Source organism: Hafnia sp. (genome assembly GCF_036648275.1).
Lineage (GTDB): Bacteria > Pseudomonadota > Gammaproteobacteria > Enterobacterales > Enterobacteriaceae > Hafnia > Hafnia alvei.
Genome location: NZ_JAVXIQ010000016.1, coordinates 65,580 through 83,017, shown reverse-complemented (window position 1 = coordinate 83,017; position 17,438 = coordinate 65,580). Strand labels below are relative to the sequence as shown.

Below are 17,438 nucleotides of genomic sequence, written 5' to 3'. Positions count from 1 at the left end.
GAAAAATCCTCAATCCAGTCGGCGCTTGGTTTTCCACGCGGTCAGTCCGATAAAGACTACGGCGGAAATAATTAAAAACAGCAGGTTAACCATCAGCACGCTGCCGATATTACCGGCCAAAAATAGGGTTTGTAAGGTGCTCACGAAGTAACGGGCGGGGATCACATAGGTCACGGCCTGAACAATGGCGGGCATACTGTCAATTTCAAAGATAAACCCTGAAAGCATAACGGCAGGCAGGAACCCCGCGTTAAGAGCCACCATCGCCGCATTGAACTGATTGCGGGTAATCGTAGAGATAAGCAATCCCATCCCGAGGGTGCTGGCGAGAAACAGCGTAGTCATCACGAATAAAATCAGCAGTGACCCTCGATAAGGCACCCCCATAACAAAAACGGCAACCACCATGCACAGGGTCATCGCCAGCAGGCCCAATACGTAATACGGCAGCAGTTTTGACAGCAGTAATTCCGTGCGCGTTACCTGAGTAGAAAGCAGCGCCTCCATCGTGCCGCGTTCCCACTCGCGGGCGATGACCAGCGATGTCAGGATGGCGCCGATAACCGTCATAATAATGGTTATCGCTCCGGGAATAATAAAGTGCTGGCTGATGGCGGCAGGGTTAAACCAATAGCGTAGCTGCACGTCGATCAGCGGTTTGAATTCTCCCCCTTTATCAATGGCGCGCTGCTGTAACCATATTTGCCAAATGCCTTCCGCGTAGCCTTGCACAAAGTTTGCGGTATTTGGCTCACTGCCGTCGGTAATCACCTGAATAGGCGATTTTCCCTGTGGACGAGCCAGTTGTGCAGAAAAATCAACGGGGATGACGATAAGCCCACGAATTTTACCCGCCTGCATTTGCTGAATCAGCGCCTGTCGGTTATCGCTGACCGTAGCGGCAATATATGGCGAGCCAAGAAACGTATTGGTGAGATCGCGGGCGTCTTCCGACTGCTGCTCCATCAAAATACCCACGTGCAGTTTGCTGGAATCCAGATTGATGCCGTAGCCAAAAATGAACAGCAATAACAGAGGGATCACCACCGCAATCAGCGCGCTGCTGGGATCGCGGAGGATCTGAGCCGTTTCTTTGCGGCACAGTGCACGCAATCGCCGCCACGAAAAGTGAATACTGTTGGCGCTTTCACTCATGCCGTTTGCTCCTTGTCGTAGCCCTGAACCAGCTCAATGAAAGCCTGCTCCATGGTCGGATTTGGATTGTCATCGCTAGCGACGCTATGTTTTAGCTGATCGGGTGAACCCGCAGCAATGATTTTCCCACGATAGACCAACCCGATGCGATCGCAGTATTCCGCTTCATCCATAAAGTGCGTGGTGACCATCACGGTGACACCTTTATCAACCATGCCGTTGATATGCAGCCAAAATTCGCGGCGGGTGAGGGGATCAACGCCCGACGTTGGTTCATCTAAAAATAGGATGTCTGGCTCATGCATCAGCGAACAGGCCAGCGCCAGCCGCTGTTTAAAGCCGAGCGGTAAAGAGTCCGGTGTTTGATTCAAAATGGGCGTGAAGTTAAACGCGTTAACCATGCCCTCAATTTTTTCTTTCTGCTGTTTTCCCTTCAAACCGTAAACGCCGGAGAAAAACTTCAGGTTTTGCGCTACCGTGAGGTTGCCATAAAGCGAGAATTTCTGCGCCATATAGCCCAGATGCTGGCGAGCACGCCCGGAGTCTGTTTTCAGATCCATACCCAACACCAGCGCTTTACCGCTGGTGGGTTTGAGAAGGGCGCACATCATTTTAAAGGTGGTGGATTTACCCGCGCCGTTTGGCCCCAGTAAACCAAAGATTTCGCCGCGTTTAACTTGAAAATCAACGTGATCGGTGGCGGCAAAATCACCAAATTTTTTGGTGAGCTGCTGCGCTTCAATCACGGTTTCGTTGGGATCAACTTTCACCTGCGGCATTATTTTTGCCAGCTCAGATTCGTGATCCGGCCCGCCGCCTAACAGATCGATAAAGGCATCTTCAAAGCGAGGTTCAGCCTCTAGCAATTCGGCGTCCGGCTGGTCTAAATCAAGTAACAACGCGTGGTGATCGGCGTTATCTTTGAGAATAAGGCGCAGATACTTGCCTTGGATCACGCCGTCGCTGACAGACGGTAAGCAGATAGCGCGCTGTAGTAGTTTTCGATGTGAGATATTTTTGGCGCGCAGCAAAATGGTGCGCCCAGCCATGCGTTGGGTTAACTGCTGCGGGGCACCGCTATAGAGCAGTTTACCTTCGTTCATGAGCAAAACTTCGCGGCACTGTTCGGCCTCATCGAGATAGGAGGTGCTCCAGAGGATTAGCATCCCTTCATCGGCAAGTTCATGCACCATACGCCACAGCTCGCGTCGAGAAATAGGGTCGACGCCGACGCCCGGCTCATCCAGCAATAAAACCTTAGGCTCGCCAACCAGCGTACAGGCTAACCCTAATTTTTGCTTCATGCCGCCTGACAGCTTGCCCGCCAAGCGTTCGGTAAAGCGGGTTAAATCGGTAAACTTAAGCAGGCGCTCGAAGGTTTTGCGCCGCTCTTCGCCGATAACGCCGCGTAAATCTGCGTATAGGGTCAGGTTTTCGATAACGGTAAGGTCTTCATACAGGCCAAATTTTTGTGGCATATAGCCCAAAATGGCGTGTAATTCGCTGTCTTGCGTCAGCGGCTCTAAACCCACTACGCTCACCGTGCCCGCGCTGGGTTTTAACAGACCAGCCAACATGCGGATCAGCGTGGTTTTTCCTGCGCCGTCGGGGCCAACCAACCCCATTACTGCGCCGCTGGCAATGCGCGTGGAGAGACTTGCGACCGCCGGTTGATCCATGCCCGCAAAACGCTTTTCGACGCCGTCGAGCACGATTTCATGTTGCGCACTCATCATCACATCCCTTAGCGTTTGGCACCGTTATTGTTGAAACGTAAGGTCACAGGCATGCCTTGGCGCAGGCTGTCATCGGCGTCGGTCACAATGACGCGTAGGCGATAGACCAGCGAGGTGCGTAATTCTGGCGTTTCGACGCTTTTCGGCGTGAACTCGGCGGTGGGTGAAACAAAACCTATTTTGCCGTGATAAGGCTTATCTGGGCGGCCATCGGTGTAAATTTCAATTTCGGTTCCCGGTATCGCGCGGCTAAGATTTTCTTCGCTTACATAGGCACGAACCCACACTGGACGGGTGAGTGACACGCTGAATACGGTGCTACCAGAAGCCAGCATGGTGCCTGGCTCAACGGCGCGGGTGAGAACGGTGCCGGTGGAAGGTGCAAAGAGCTGTGTATCTTTTAGATTTAGCTCAGCCTGATCGGCTGCCGCCTGTGCCTGCGCTAAGGTGGCCTGCGCCTGTTCGATTTCCTGTGGACGATTACCTGTCTCGTACTGAGACAGCTTATCTTTGGCTGCTTGCAGATTGGCTAATGCTTGATTGCGGGCTGTTTTCGCGTCTTCTAAATCATTGGCAGAAGTGGCTTTGCTGGCCCATAAGCCTTGCTGACGCTTTAAGTAGCTGTCGGCGTAGCTGAACGCCGCCTGTTGTTGTGCGACCGCTGCGCGCGCTTGAGCGATTTCCTCCGTACGGTATCCCGCTAGCAGCAAATCGAGCTGAGCCTGCGCGGCGGCCACGTTAGCTTTGGCTTCATTAAGCGAGTTAATGAAAGGCGCATCATCGAGTTTCCCTAATAGCGCACCAGGGGTGACGGTGTCGCCTTCATCCACGGCCAGTGAGGCTAAACGACCGCTAACGCGAAAACCAAGGTTAACGGTACGAATATCCACGTTACCGTACAGCGTTAAATCCCGATCTTCTTGGCTGCGGTAGTAATAAATGCCGCCAATCACCAGCGCGATAATGACTAAAACTGCAACGACTCCAACGAGCTTTTTGTTATTCATCACTCATCCCATCCGTAGTCGATTGCGCCGTTGACGAATAAGTCATACGCAATCCGTTCAGAAGTAAATCAATATGTTGTTGTAAAACTTGATTAATCAGGTCTGCCTGCTCGGGGCCGATTGACTCCCAGCCAGCCTGAATGCGGATCGTTTCACGCGCCATACGAAAAGCCAGCACTTCGCCTAACAATGCATGGGTATGCAGCGTTGTCACCGCGCTATCTGCTGGGAGGCCACTGTAACCTGCGACCAAGTGCGTCATGAGCCGGTGCAGTGGCGCGATGCATTGCTGATGAATCAGCGGATAGGCAGGGGTGGGGGCCAACTGCTCACGTGACATAATTTGGCTGAGGTGCAGGGTTTCTGGCTGTGTCATCAGGTGGCAAAAGATAGCAAGCCCTCGATGAATGAAAGCTAAATACGCATCAGGTTTGGGGTCTTTCTGTAAAAGAAAGAGTGAACACTCTTGCTGTAGGGGGGCGAAAGCCTGACTGATAAAGTCGCTGATCCAGCGAGCTACGGCGAGATAAAGTCCCTCTTTGGACTGAAAGTAGTAGGTAATCGCGGCAATGTTTTGTCCCGCTTTTAAGGCAATATCGCGTGTTGTGGCACCTTCCAACCCTCGCTCACCAAACAAGGCAATAGCGGAGTCGATCAGTGCTTGCTTCGCTTGCTCGCCGCGAGAAGTCATCGGTGTATCTGATGGCTTTGTCGATGGTTTCATTTCACACTATAAAGTTAATCATATGATTGATTAACTTTAGGCGCTAAAGATATGGCTGTAAAGACCGATAATAAATAATTAGAAATTATGATTAATGTGGCTAATGATGGATTTTATGAATGAATAAATTTACTAATCATTAACATTAATTATTTCCTCTCTTGATTCGAATGTTTTCTTTTAACTATATGTATTAAGTGATAATAATTTTTGTCATGAAAAATTCATCCAATGGCATATCGCTTATTTGTGCCTAATTTGTGAGTTATAGTTAAATTTATGTAAATATCGGATTGCCTTAATATCAATCGTTGTTTATATATTTCTAAGTAAGAATTTTTAATTTAGAAAGTATCTACACGTTTCGATTCGCTGTTTTTAAGTTTTTTAACCAGGTCAATGATTTCACAGCACGGCTTCTTAGCCGAGCTGCGGCTAAGTTTGCGCTGCATTTAGGCGCGCTTTATACACAGCAAAGTGATTGAAAGGAGTGGTTATGGCACAGTCAAATTTATCCTCTGGCGCATCTGCGGGTTCAGGAAGCGTTGATATTGTTACTCGTTCCAATGGGAAAGAAATTGCTCAGTATGCTCAAGGAAATCGAGTCATAACGTTAACGGAGTCCAGCGTGGTGAAAATCCACGGTGACACTTCCATAGTGGCTAGCTATGAGCGGCAGGGCAATGATTTGATTGTCCACATGAAAGATGGATCTACCGTGCGCTATCAGCGCTTTTTCTTTATTGATGAGCACGGTGAGCACAGCGAGTTAGTTTTCGATGATGGCAAAACGACACACCATGCCATTTTCCCATTTGCAGACATGGCAGGTTCTTCTACCGCGCAAACAGTGATCCCGACTTATGAGACGCTGGGTGACGGGATCACGACGTTAGTTGGGCATGATGGCATCTCTGCTGGCGTGATTGGCGGAGTTCTCGGGGCATTAGCTATCGGCGGCGGTATTGCACTGGCCGCAGGTGGGGGAGGCGGAGGGCATGGCAACAACAATGACTCAAACGGAGATGGAGGCTCAGGGAATGGCGGCAATAACGGCGGCAATGGCGGAAATGGCAATGGTGGAAATGGCAATGGTAATAGCGGAGGCGATGGTACAGGCAACGGCGGCAATGGCGAAGGAGGGCAAACAACCAACCCAACCTTAAAAGTGAATGCCTTTGCTGGCGATAATATCCTCAATAATAGCGAAAGCTTGCTTAGCCAAGCCTTGAGCGGCAGCACGACGGCCTCGAATGCCGGACGTACGGTAACGGTGACGCTCAACGGAAAAACATATACAGGGCTGGTTGATGCTAATGGTCAGTGGAGTATTAACATTCCTCCTGCGGATTTGCAGGCTTTACCGCAGGGCAGCCAGAATATCAGCGTAACGTTGACCGATAGCGCCGGCCACAGTACGACCACGAATGTGGAATTGAACGTCAAAACGACGCTGCCTGAATTAACGCTAGATGCTTTTGCTGGCGATAATATTCTTAGTAAGTTGGAAAGCTCGTTAACCCAGTACTTGAGTGGGAAAACCAGTGCAGATAATGCGGGTCAACAGGTCACTCTTACGCTTAACGGAAAAACCTACACAGTGACGGTTGCATCCGATGGCTCTTGGCGTATAAGCGTGGCTAGCGGGGACTTACTGAACTTGCCTGAAGGACCGACAAGTTTGTCAGTTTCAATTACCGATCAGTACGGTAATACCAGTACACAAAGTCAACAGTTTGAGGTGAAAACCTTATTACCAACAATCAACGTTGGCCAGTTTGCTGGCGATGATACCCTCAGCGGCGCCGAAGCGAAAACCGCCCAAGTGCTCAGCGGGAGCACATTGAATGTTGAAGCTGGGCGCGTAGTGACCATTCTGCTCGATAACGGTAAAAGCTATCTTGCCACCGTTCAATCTGATGGTTCTTGGAAAGTCACCATTCCTTCCAGTGATTTAAGCGCATTGTCAGTAGGCAGCCATAGTTTCACCGTCAGCGTTAGCGATAATGCCAATCAGATAGCAAATGACTCGCATAGTTTTAACTTCGCAAGCGACAACTCATCCATCGCTATTTCAATTGTTTCTAGCGACGATTACTTAAGCGCCAGTGAGGCGTTACATCCGCTGGCTATTAGCGGAACTACCGTGGGCGTGGATGCTGGAGCACATGTTACCGTGTTGCTCAACGGCAAAAGTTATGATGCAACGGTGGGAGTAGCTGGTCTTTGGACGGTTAGTATTCCGGCGTCAGATCTTGCCCTGCTGGCTGATGGTCCAGCGACTATTACCGCCACAGTGACAGACTCGCAGGGTAACGTTGTCTCAAACCAGCATACGCTCAACGTATTGACTCATGATCTACCTGCACCCACCATTGATACGCCTTTCACCGATGGTGTTTTGAATTTGCAAGAATCGAATCAGACTCAGGCCCTGACGGGAGTTTCTGGTACGCAGGGAGCACAGGTCATCAGTGTTACCCTTGGTGGTAAGGTGTATAACGCGATGGTCGATGCGCAGGGAAATTGGATCGTGTCAGTGCCAGCGAGTGATTTACATAGCTTTGCTGATGGTCCGTTGGCGTATAAGGTTTTTGTCACTGATACTGCGGGTAACACCGGCCAGATCAGTGGCAGTTTTAACGTTGATACCACTGCACCTCTATTGTCTATTGCTCTGTTTGCCGGGGATGATGTACTGAATGCCGCTGAGCAAAATAACGATCAGGTTGTGTCAGGGACTGCGTCTACTTCTGAACAAGGCAAACTGGTCGATGTGCTGATCAACGGTAAGCATTACAGCGCCACCGTAGGGGCCGATGGCCGTTGGAGCGTCAGTGTTCCAGCTGCCGATCTCGCGCCGCTGACTAACGGCAATTACACCATTACTGCCACGCTGACCGACAGCGCAGGCAATAGCACCACCAGCAGCCATAACTTCGCGGTGAAAAATCTTCTGCCAACGGTCACGGTTTCACTCTTTGCCGGTGATGGCACGCTGGATAATAGCGAAGCCCAAACCGATCAGATACTTAAAGGCACCACCACCAACGCTGAAACCGGCAGCACGATTACGGTGACGCTTAACGGTCAAACCTACACCACGCATGTGCTTTCCAACGGATCGTGGAGCCTGACGATCCCTTCAGCCGATCTGGAAAAATTACCCGATGGTCTTGCTAGCGGCAATGTCAGCGTGACCGACTTGGCGGGGCAAACTGTTAACGGTAACTTCAGCTTCAACGTCGATGCTGATACCACCCACGGCAGCATTGCGATCTCTATTATTGCGGGTGATGATTTCCTCAACGTTGCCGAGAGTAATGGCATCTTAAATATTAACGGCACTACCACCAACGTGAGCGCTGGCAGTGTCGTCACCGTCGAATTGAATGGCAATATCTATCTGGCGACGGTTGGGGCTAATGGCAACTGGCAAGCGTCGGTAAACAGCGTTGATCTCAACGCGCTGAAAGATGGCGTAGCTACCGTGACAGCCACCGTAACAGACAAAGACGGGCACTCGGTGAGTGCGACGCACGATCTTAATGTGCTCACGCATACCTTGCCGAACCCAACCATTGACGTGCCGTTTGGCGACGGCGTGCTTAACGCCACCGAAGCGCAGAGCGCACAAACCATTACCGGTAAAACAGGGATCACTGGCGCAGGGCAAACCATCACCCTGACGTTAAATGGGCATGACTATACCGGCAGCGTAGATGCGAATGGCAATTGGTCAGTCGTGGTGCCTCAGGCTGATGTGCAGGCGCTGCAAAACGGTAATCAGGTCATCAAAGTGACGGCGGGCGATATTGCTGGTAACCAAGTCGGGGGATCTCTCACCGCATCGGTCGATACCGTCGCGCCGGTGATTACGATTAATAATTTTGCTGGTGATAACCGCCTGAACATTCAGGAAGCCACGCAGGCACAAACGCTGTCTGGCACCGCCGTGGGGGCTGAAGCAGGTCAAACGGTCACCATTATTCTAAATGGTAAACCTTATACTGCAACGGTAGACTCAAGCGGCAACTGGACCACCTCGATTCCTTCCGCTGACTTGAAAGCGCTGAGCAATGGTGATACCACCATCAGCGTGAGCGTGGCTGATAACGCCGGCAACGGTGCGAGTTTACAACAAACCATTTCGATCGCCTCTGATCCAAACCTAGCGCCGCTGCTCAGTGTTAACGTCTTTGCGGGCAATGACGTGCTGGATGGTACCGAGCGCCAGAATCTGCAGACTGTCACCGGCAAAGCGATAAACGTCGAGGCTGGACAAACGGTTACGGTCACCATCGGCGGTAGCAGCTATACCGGCACGGTAAACACTGACCATAGCTGGTCAGTGAATATTCCAGCGGGTGCCTTAAGTAATTTGAACAACGGCAGCTACACCCTCGACGTTAAAGTGAGCGATCTGAGCGGCAACAGCGCGCAGGCTAGCCATGATGTCACCGTCAATACCACCGCCAGCGCTTTAACCGTATCACCACTTACCGGTGACAACCTGGTTAACTCAGCCGAAGTGGCCTCAGGGCTGGTGGTTAACGGAACCTCCGTCAATATTCCGGTTGGCGGGAATATAGAAGTGACTCTCAATGGGATAACCTACAACGCGACCATTCAGGCTGGCGGTCTCTGGAGTGTGACAGTCCCTGCTGAGGCTGCCAAAGTAATCCCTGACGGCACCGCCACGGTGACGGTGTCTGGATTAGATAATGCAGGGAATCCGGTTTCCTCTACCCAAAACTTTGAAATTATTACTCATACCGCCCCCAACCCAACCCTCAATGCGCCGTTTGGCGATGGTTATCTGAATGCCGCAGAGGCGGGTAGTAACCAGCAACTGAGCGGAACCACCGGTGTGGCGGGTGCAGGCCAGCAGGTGATGGTCAACTTCGGCGGCAAAAACTATACCGCGACGGTTGATGCACAGGGCAACTGGACGGTGAATATTCCAAGTGGTGATTTCACCAACCTGAAGGATGGCCCGCAGCCAATTACCGTGACGGCAACCGATGCGGTCGGCAACAGCAATAACATCAGCGGCAGCGCTCAGATCGACAAAACGCTACCGGTGCTGACTATTAATCCAATCACCGGCGACAACGTGATTAACGCTGCGGAAGCACATAGCCCGATTGTGATTTCAGGCACAGCGCCGGTTAGCGACAGCGGACAGTCCGTGGTTGTCAAAGTGGTTGTCAACGGTGCGACTTACACCGCCAACGTGAATCCAGACGGCACTTGGAACCTCACGCTGCCAGCCGGTGCGCTTAACGGCGTGAGCGATGGCAATATTGTGTTCAACGCCTCACTCACCGATGTTGCAGGCAATACCGGCACCATTAACCAAGTGGTTAAATTGGATGCCTCGGCGGCGAACCAACCAACCATTCATATTGGCACGGTCTCTGGCGATGACTATATCAACGCCTCGGAGATTAACGCTCCGCTGACGATTTCTGGTACCTCAACGAACGTTGAAGCAAACCAAATCGTCACGATTACGCTGAACGGTAAAACCTACACCACCAGCGTGAACGCAGACGGTAGCTGGAGCTACAACATTCCAACCGCTGATGTTAAGCAACTGCCAGACGGCATTGATGGCATTAACGTGTCGGTGAGTGATACCAGCGGAAACCCTGCGACGGATTCCCACAATGTGACCGTTATCGCACAGCCTGCTGATTTGCCGACGATTCACGTGAATACCGTAGCTGGTGATAACGTGATTAACGCCAAAGAAGCGCAAAGCGACCTGCAAATTACCGGCACCACCACCCATGTAACCAATGGACAAACCGTTACCGTTACGCTGGGCGGCAAAACCTATACCGGCAGCGTCGATGCCAACGGTCTGTGGAGCGTCACGGTTCCTGCTGCTGACGTGCAAAAACTGGATCAGGGCTCACAAAACATCGTTGCCAACGTGAACGACGTAGCGAAAAACCCGGCCAGCGATACCCATAACGTGCAGGTGGATATACAGGCACCGTTGTTGAGCATCGATCTCTTCGTTACTGATAACGTGCTGAACTACGCTGAAGCGTTGGTTTCACAGATATTAAGTGGCAAAACAGACGCCGGACAAACGGTCAGTGTCACCATCAACAACAAAACGGTACAGGTAACCGCTGACGGTAACGGCATCTGGAAACTGACGGTTTCAGCCGGTGATCTTCAGGCGCTGCCGGATGGCACCAACACCATCACGGTAACGGCGACCGATAGCGCAGGCAATACCACGAGTAAAGATCTGTCCCTGAATGTTGGCACTCATTTGCTGCCGACCCTCACCTTAGATACGCCGTTTGTTGATGGCATTCTGAGCATTGTCGAGTCGGCGACGGGTGGTGTGCTAACCGGCACCTCGACGCACTTGCTGCAAGGAACCAAAATCACGGTCAACATCGGCGGCGTGCAGATCATTGGCAGCGTGAGAGCCAATGGCGATTGGTCGATTCCGGTGGGTGGACACATTCTGGATGTTTTAGCCGACGGCAAAGCAACCATTACCGTTACCGCGACCGACACCTACGGCAACATCGGCAGCGCAACAGGGCAGTTGGATGTCTTGACGCACTTCGAACCTACCGCGACGCTAACGCTGCCGCTGTTTGGTGACAACGTGCTGAACAATGCTGAAGCTTTACTGGGGCAAACTCTGACCGGTAATTCAGGCCTGCTGGGCGCGGGACAAACGGTGTACATCACGCTGGATGGCACCAAATATGTAGGGGCTGTAGACGCGAACGGTAATTGGACGGTGCAGTTGCCGTCTAACGTGCTCAGCGTGCTGAGCGATAGCAGCCATACCCTGAGCGTGACGCTCACGGATCGCGCTGGCAATACCGAAACCAGCAGCTCGGCAAACTTTACGGCAAAAATCACGCTGCCGATCCCAACCTTAGATACGCCGTTTGGCGACGGCATTCTGAACTTTGTGGATGCACAAACGGCTACCACCTTGCATGGTTTGTCTGGATTAGCCACCAACGTGGGCGTGAGCGTTATCGTCAACATCAACGGTACGCCGGTCACGGCGACCGTGAATCCTAACGGTAGTTGGACGCTGCCGCTCGACGCCCCAACGCTACAGGGTCTACCAGATGGTATCTGGTCACTGTCGGTGACGGTGAAAGACGCGGCGGGTAACGTGGTGACATCACCAACGCAAACCGCCGAAGTTCTGACTCACGTCTTGCCGTTGCCAACCATTAACCTGCCGTTTGGTGATGGACTGCTGAGCATTGCCGAAGCCGGAGCGTCGCAAATATTGACGGGGAGCACCGGTATTACCGGCGCAGGACAGATTGTTAAAGTCACCATCGGAACGCAAACGCTGAACGCTGTGGTGACGACTGATGGCCAGTGGACGCTGTCGGTTCTTCCAAACGCTTTAGCCACCGTAACCAATGGCCCAGGGATTATTCACGTTGAGGTGACCGATCATGCAGGCAACGTTGGCTTTATAGATGGCAGCTTTACCGCCAGCTTAACGCCACCGAATCCTACTATTGGCATATTGTTTAACGATGGCCTGCTGAATATCGGTGAGGCCAATGACACGATAGTGCTGACAGGAACGACCGGTTCTACTGGAGCGAATCAACAGGTTAAGTTGAGCGTTGATATCGGCGGTGTCACCTACACCGGATCGGTAGATACTAACGGCATCTGGACGATCACGCTGCCACCAAAAGCGCTGCTGGGTATTGGTAACGGCGAGCATGAAATTACGCTCACCGCGCAAGACGCTGCGGGTAACTCAACCACCATCACACCGGTACCGACGTTTACCGCCTATTTGACGCCGCCAAGCGTGACGCTGGATACGCCGTTTGGTGACGGTGCGTTGAACGTGACCGACGGCACCAGCGTACAGATACTGCATGGCTCGTTGACGTTGAATAATTCGGCGGTTGCGGGGTCGACGGTTACTGTCACCATTAATAGCCATGACTTTACTGCCACTATCGATCCAAGCGGCACCTCATGGTCGTTGAACTTACAGCCGAGTGATATGACCGCAGCGAACTTGGGCAGCGGTCTACAAGATATCAAGGTCACCGTAACGGATGCAGGATTAAACACTAACTCCTCGACTGGGCAAGCGCTGATTGCGCTGACGTTGCCGACGATTACGGTGAACCCTAACTTTGTCACCGACGGTGAGATTAACTACGCTGAACTTCATACGTTGCAGGTAATTAGTGGGACGTCAACCGGCTTTAGCGCAGGCCAGATCATCAATATTTCCCTCGGAGGAAAATCCTTCTCGGCGCTTGTTCAGGAGAATGGCTCGTGGAGCTATTCACTGGGCTTAAGCGATCTTACGTCTATCGGTTCAGTGGTTTCCGGCACTTTTAGCGTATCGGGTACTGATGCTGCGGGTAATAACGCCGCGTCAATCAATGTGAACTATATCGTCAACAATACGCCGCCGTTGATTAGCCTGACGATTGATCCTGTCAGTGAAGACAATTTGTTGGGAACTAACGATCTCTCGTCAAGTTCGGTTCTTATTAGCGGCCACACCACGGGTTTACAGCTTGGAGGGACGCTGATTGTGACGGTGAGCGGTATTCCTGGCTATACGTCATTACCGGTTGCTATTCAGCCTGATGGGTCATGGCAAATCAGCGTTCCAAATTCCGCATTTACTGAAGGAACGCATACCATTACGGCAACCGGTGGGCTTCCGGTACAAATTGCGAACTTAGGTATCAACGTTGATCTTACTGCGCCAACGCTGACCGTTAACGCCTTTGCGGGCAATGACATACTGAATGCCTCTGAGGCGGCGGTGCCGCAAACGCTCAGCGGCACCGCGAGCGTGACGGAAATTGGCCAGAACGTACAAATAACGCTCAACAACAAAAACTACAGCGCTGCGGTAGTGAGCGATGGCGCAGGCGGTGCTAAATGGTCGGTGATTATTTCAGTCCAAGATATGGCTGCGCTGGGGCAAAACGGCTCAACGATTGTGGCGAAGCTGGCAGATAAAGCGGGTAACAGCGTTGAAGTTGACCATCCGATTCTCGTCGATACCACTATCCCGTTAGTCAGCATTAACCCGATCAGCGTTGGCGGCTTGCTTAACTCCGTCAATATTGGTCTGGGCATACTGTTAAACGGATCGGCAGAACCGAACAGCAGCGTCACGATTAAAGTAGGAACGCTAGCGGGCGTCACTATTCAGACGGACAACTTGGGTCAATGGTCGTTAAACGTTCCTAAAGTAAATTTACAAGGCTTAACCGATGGCCCGCAGGTGATTACCGTCACCAGCACCGACAGCGCGGGCAACGTTAGCGTTCCTGTTAACGTGGGTTTAAACGTGGCACTGAATCAGGGATTCGGCGATACGCTCAATACGCTGATTGGTGGCAACGGTGTGCTGAATCTGGCGGAGTCACTGCTGACGCAAGTGCTGACAGGCACCGTGAGTGGGAACTACACCGGTGCAAAAGTTTCGGCCACTATTCTGGGCCAACTGTTTACCGCCGACGTGGGTAACAACGGTAAATGGAGCATCAATATTGACCCAAGCTTCTGGCTTTCATCTGCGCTCGGGAAAACCTTGGATTTCGATCTAGTTCTCACCGATCCAAACGGCAATATCGTGCATACGCCGGTACATGTGGACTTGGCGCTGACCGATCTGCCGCTGATTCAAAACGTGGTTGCGATAGGTGATGGCTTCCTGAACCAATTGGAAAGCACCGCGAATAATGTGGTTACTGGGACACTCGGCAATATGGTTGCGGGTACCACGGTTGACGTACAACTGGGGATTGGCACTTTCCATGCGACGGTGAACGCCAACGGCACGTGGAGTGCCACCATTCCGCAAAATGTCTTGGCTGGTTTGCAAGATGGATCGGTGAAAGTGGTGATTATCGCCACCGATCCGGCGGGCAACGTGGTGACCAGTAACACCAACCTGAGCGTAATTACTCATAACCTGCCAACGTTGGTGCTGGACCCGCTGTTTGGCGACGGCGTGCTGTCATTAACCGAAGCGCTGGCGGGCGGCCTGTCGATTGGCGGTTCTACCAGCGGTATGGTGGGGCAAACGCTACAGGTATTGATTGGTGGATCTCAGGTGGCGACGGCGGTCGTGGGTGCCAACGGCAAGTGGAGCATTGTGGTCACGCCGCAAATCCTCGGCATTCTTGAAGGCGTCGTCGGCGGCAACGTGACGGTTGAGGTGAAAGGCAACGACGTTGCCGGTAACCCAGTTGACCAAACCGTTGGGCTGAAACTCGACCTGACACCACCAATCCTGAGCGGCATTTCCCTGTTCGGCGATGGTTTGCTGAACGCGGTGGACGCGACGACTAACCAACTGATTACCGGTACGGCGACCGGAGCGCCGTTGGGTTCAACGGTCAACGTGCTGATCGGCGGCAAAACCTTTACGGGTGTGACGTTAGCCAATGGCACATTCAGCATTGTGTTAACGCCAGCCAATCTTGCTCAGTTGCCGGATGGCAGCCTAACGGCAACGGTTACCGTGACCACGCCAAGCGGCAATACGTCTTCGACTACGGCTGGTGTGAAGGTGGGGCTGACCAATCTGCCAACTATCACGCTCGATCCGCTGCTGAGCGGTGACGGATTCCTCAATAAAGCAGAATCGCTGGTGGATCAAGTCATCAGCGGCAAAGTAACCAACCTGACTTCCGGTACGGTGAATATTACGGTTAACGGTACGCCGCTAACCGCGACCATCAATCCGAACGGAACGTGGAGCGCCACGCTGAAGGCAGGATTGCTGAGTGGATTAGCCGATGGACCGCTGAATATCAACGTGAGCGTTACCGACGCGGTGGGCAATACCAGCTCGCTGCCGACGATACTGACTACGCTGACGCACAACTTACCGACGATTACGCTGGGTAGCCTGTTTGGCGATGGGGTTCTGAGCGTAGGTGATTTGCTGACGTCACAACTGATTAGCGGTACCACCTCTAATCTGGCAGGCGGTTCTCTCACGCTAACGCTGGGGTCGAAAATCTACACCGTGCCAGTGGGCAGCGGCGGGGCATGGAGTCTGTCCGTTTCTCCGCTTGATCTCAAAGCGTTACTTGACGGAAATCTGACGGTCGGCATAACGGCGAAAGATGCGGCAGGTAACCCAGCGAGTGCCAGCGGCATATTGTCGGTCGTGACGCACGCGTTACCAACGCTGACTATCGGCAGCATTTTTGGCGACGGTGGCCTGAATATCGGCGATTTAGTCAGTGCGCAGGTGATCAGCGGTACCAGTACCAATGCGCAAGGCTCGCAACTGACCGTGACGTTGGGCGGCAAGTCTTACCTCACTACGGTAGGTAATGATGGCTCATGGAGTATCAGCGTTCCTAAAACCGATTTATCCCTGCTGGGCGATGGCAATTTGGGCGTCAACGTATCGCTAACTAACCCAATTGGTAACACGACGAGCGCAGGTGGTTCACTCAATGTGATCACCCACTTGCCAACCGTGGGGATATCGAGCGGCATATTTGGTGATGGCATTCTGAATATCGCTGAGTCCGGCGTTTCACAGCTGCTTACCGGTACGGTAACCAGCGCGTTGCCGGGTGCCAAAGTGGTGGTGACAGTCGGCACCGTAGACTATCAGGCAACGGTGAATGCGAATGGAACATGGTCGCTTAACTTAACGTCAACTCAGCTGAAATCGTTGACCGATGGTTCGCTACATATCGGCGTCAAAGTCACCGACGTAGTGGGCAACACCAACAGCACCGGCGTTGATGTAGGGATCAAACTAAGTCAACCGCTGTTGGGGCTCAACGTAGTAACGTTGCCTTCACTGGGCGATCTGCTGCTTGGCGGCAAACTGCTGGTGATTACCGGTACGTCTAAAAACTTGCAGAACGGCGCGGCGCTTCACGTTTCGCTGCTGAACGATACGCTTGCGGCTGATACCACGGTGGACAGTAACGGCAACTGGTCTGCGTCGCTGGGCTTAACGCTAAACCTGCTGCAACTTCTGCTGCTCAATAAGGTGGTGAACCTCAGCGCTCACGATTCTGCCGGCAACGGCGTGGTCGTTAACGTTGGTCTGGATGGTCATATTATCGATGTAACGCCAACTTCTGCGCCAGCACCGGCAATGATGATGGCGATGAGCATTGATGATGTGTCAGCCAGCCACTCTGGTTCTCAGGATCATCTGTCACAAAGCCAGTCTACAAGCAGTCTCGATGATTCGGCGACCACATCCACTACCGGCACCTTTACCATCGGCGGCGTCACTATCGATTTGGCAGACGGCACGCATAACAGCGGCGCTTCAGTCAGCGGCAGTGTGGGGAACGATAAGGTTCACGTGAGTGATGTGGGCTTTACCCACATCGACGGTGGTGCGGGCACCGATACGCTGGTGCTGGACGGCAGCAACCTCAATCTGGATCTCACTTCGCTGGGGCTGAAAGTTGAGCACATCGAGATTTTCGACCTCGGCAAAGCGGGTAACAACTCCATCACCTTGGATCTCAAGGAAGCGCTGAACGTCACGGATAAACATCAGGATGACTTACTGATCAAAGGCAGCATCGGCGATCGGGTCAATCTGGTGCATGGACAGGGCGATATCTGGGATGTCAGCGGTCAACGTGAAGTGAACGGCGTGACCTACGACGTTTACCACAACTCCTCAACCGGCAGCAGTACGTTGGGAGACGTGCTGATTCAACAAGGTCTGCATGTGAACTTGATGTAGGTGTATTCACTCTCCCTCTGCGAAGGGAGAGCAATAACCCCACCCTAACCCTCCCCTTGTCAGTGGAG

At 52.5% G+C, this 17,438-nt stretch carries 5 protein-coding genes; 1 reads left to right on the top strand and 4 read right to left on the bottom strand.

Going from position 1 to position 17,438, the window contains the following annotated elements; all coding sequences use genetic code 11:
* Positions 1-9: 9 nt before the first annotated feature.
* Genes RSC70_RS14465 through cecR form a run of 4 tightly spaced genes read right to left on the bottom strand, consistent with a single transcriptional unit; the run spans position 10 to position 4,622 of the window.
* On the bottom strand, positions 10-1,155 hold the full coding sequence (locus tag RSC70_RS14465; RefSeq protein ID WP_332542847.1) for an ABC transporter permease: 1,146 nt from the start codon (positions 1,153-1,155) through the stop codon (positions 10-12).
* Positions 1,152-2,891 carry an ATP-binding cassette domain-containing protein gene (locus RSC70_RS14460; protein ID WP_332542845.1) on the bottom strand — a complete coding sequence of 580 codons (1,740 nt, stop codon included), beginning with the start codon at positions 2,889-2,891 and terminating at the stop codon, positions 1,152-1,154. The genes RSC70_RS14465 and RSC70_RS14460 overlap by 4 nt, the downstream gene beginning before the upstream one ends.
* A gap of 8 nt (positions 2,892-2,899) precedes the next feature.
* On the bottom strand, positions 2,900-3,898 hold the full coding sequence (gene hlyD / locus RSC70_RS14455; protein WP_282807289.1) for a secretion protein HlyD: 999 nt from the start codon (positions 3,896-3,898) through the stop codon (positions 2,900-2,902).
* Positions 3,891-4,622: a transcriptional regulator CecR gene (cecR, locus tag RSC70_RS14450; RefSeq protein ID WP_332542842.1), complete on the bottom strand. Its 732-nt coding sequence runs from the start codon at positions 4,620-4,622 to the stop codon at positions 3,891-3,893. The genes hlyD and cecR overlap by 8 nt, the downstream gene beginning before the upstream one ends.
* A gap of 496 nt (positions 4,623-5,118) precedes the next feature.
* Between cecR and RSC70_RS14445 the strand changes: the two genes are divergently transcribed.
* Positions 5,119-17,370, top strand: a complete 12,252-nt coding sequence (locus tag RSC70_RS14445) for an Ig-like domain-containing protein (RefSeq protein WP_332542841.1) — start codon at positions 5,119-5,121, stop codon at positions 17,368-17,370.
* Positions 17,371-17,438 lie beyond the last annotated feature (68 nt).

What these genes read in the sequence shown, in the direction of transcription:
- RSC70_RS14445 (WP_332542841.1), top strand. Translation starts at nt 5,119, where the DNA reads ATGGCACAGTCAAATTTATCCTCTGGCGCATCTGCGGGTTCAGGAAGC.
- cecR (WP_332542842.1), bottom strand. Translation starts at nt 4,622, where the DNA reads ATGAAACCATCGACAAAGCCATCAGATACACCGATGACTTCTCGCGGC.
- RSC70_RS14460 (WP_332542845.1), bottom strand. Translation starts at nt 2,891, where the DNA reads ATGATGAGTGCGCAACATGAAATCGTGCTCGACGGCGTCGAAAAGCGT.
- hlyD (WP_282807289.1), bottom strand. Translation starts at nt 3,898, where the DNA reads ATGAATAACAAAAAGCTCGTTGGAGTCGTTGCAGTTTTAGTCATTATC.
- RSC70_RS14465 (WP_332542847.1), bottom strand. Translation starts at nt 1,155, where the DNA reads ATGAGTGAAAGCGCCAACAGTATTCACTTTTCGTGGCGGCGATTGCGT.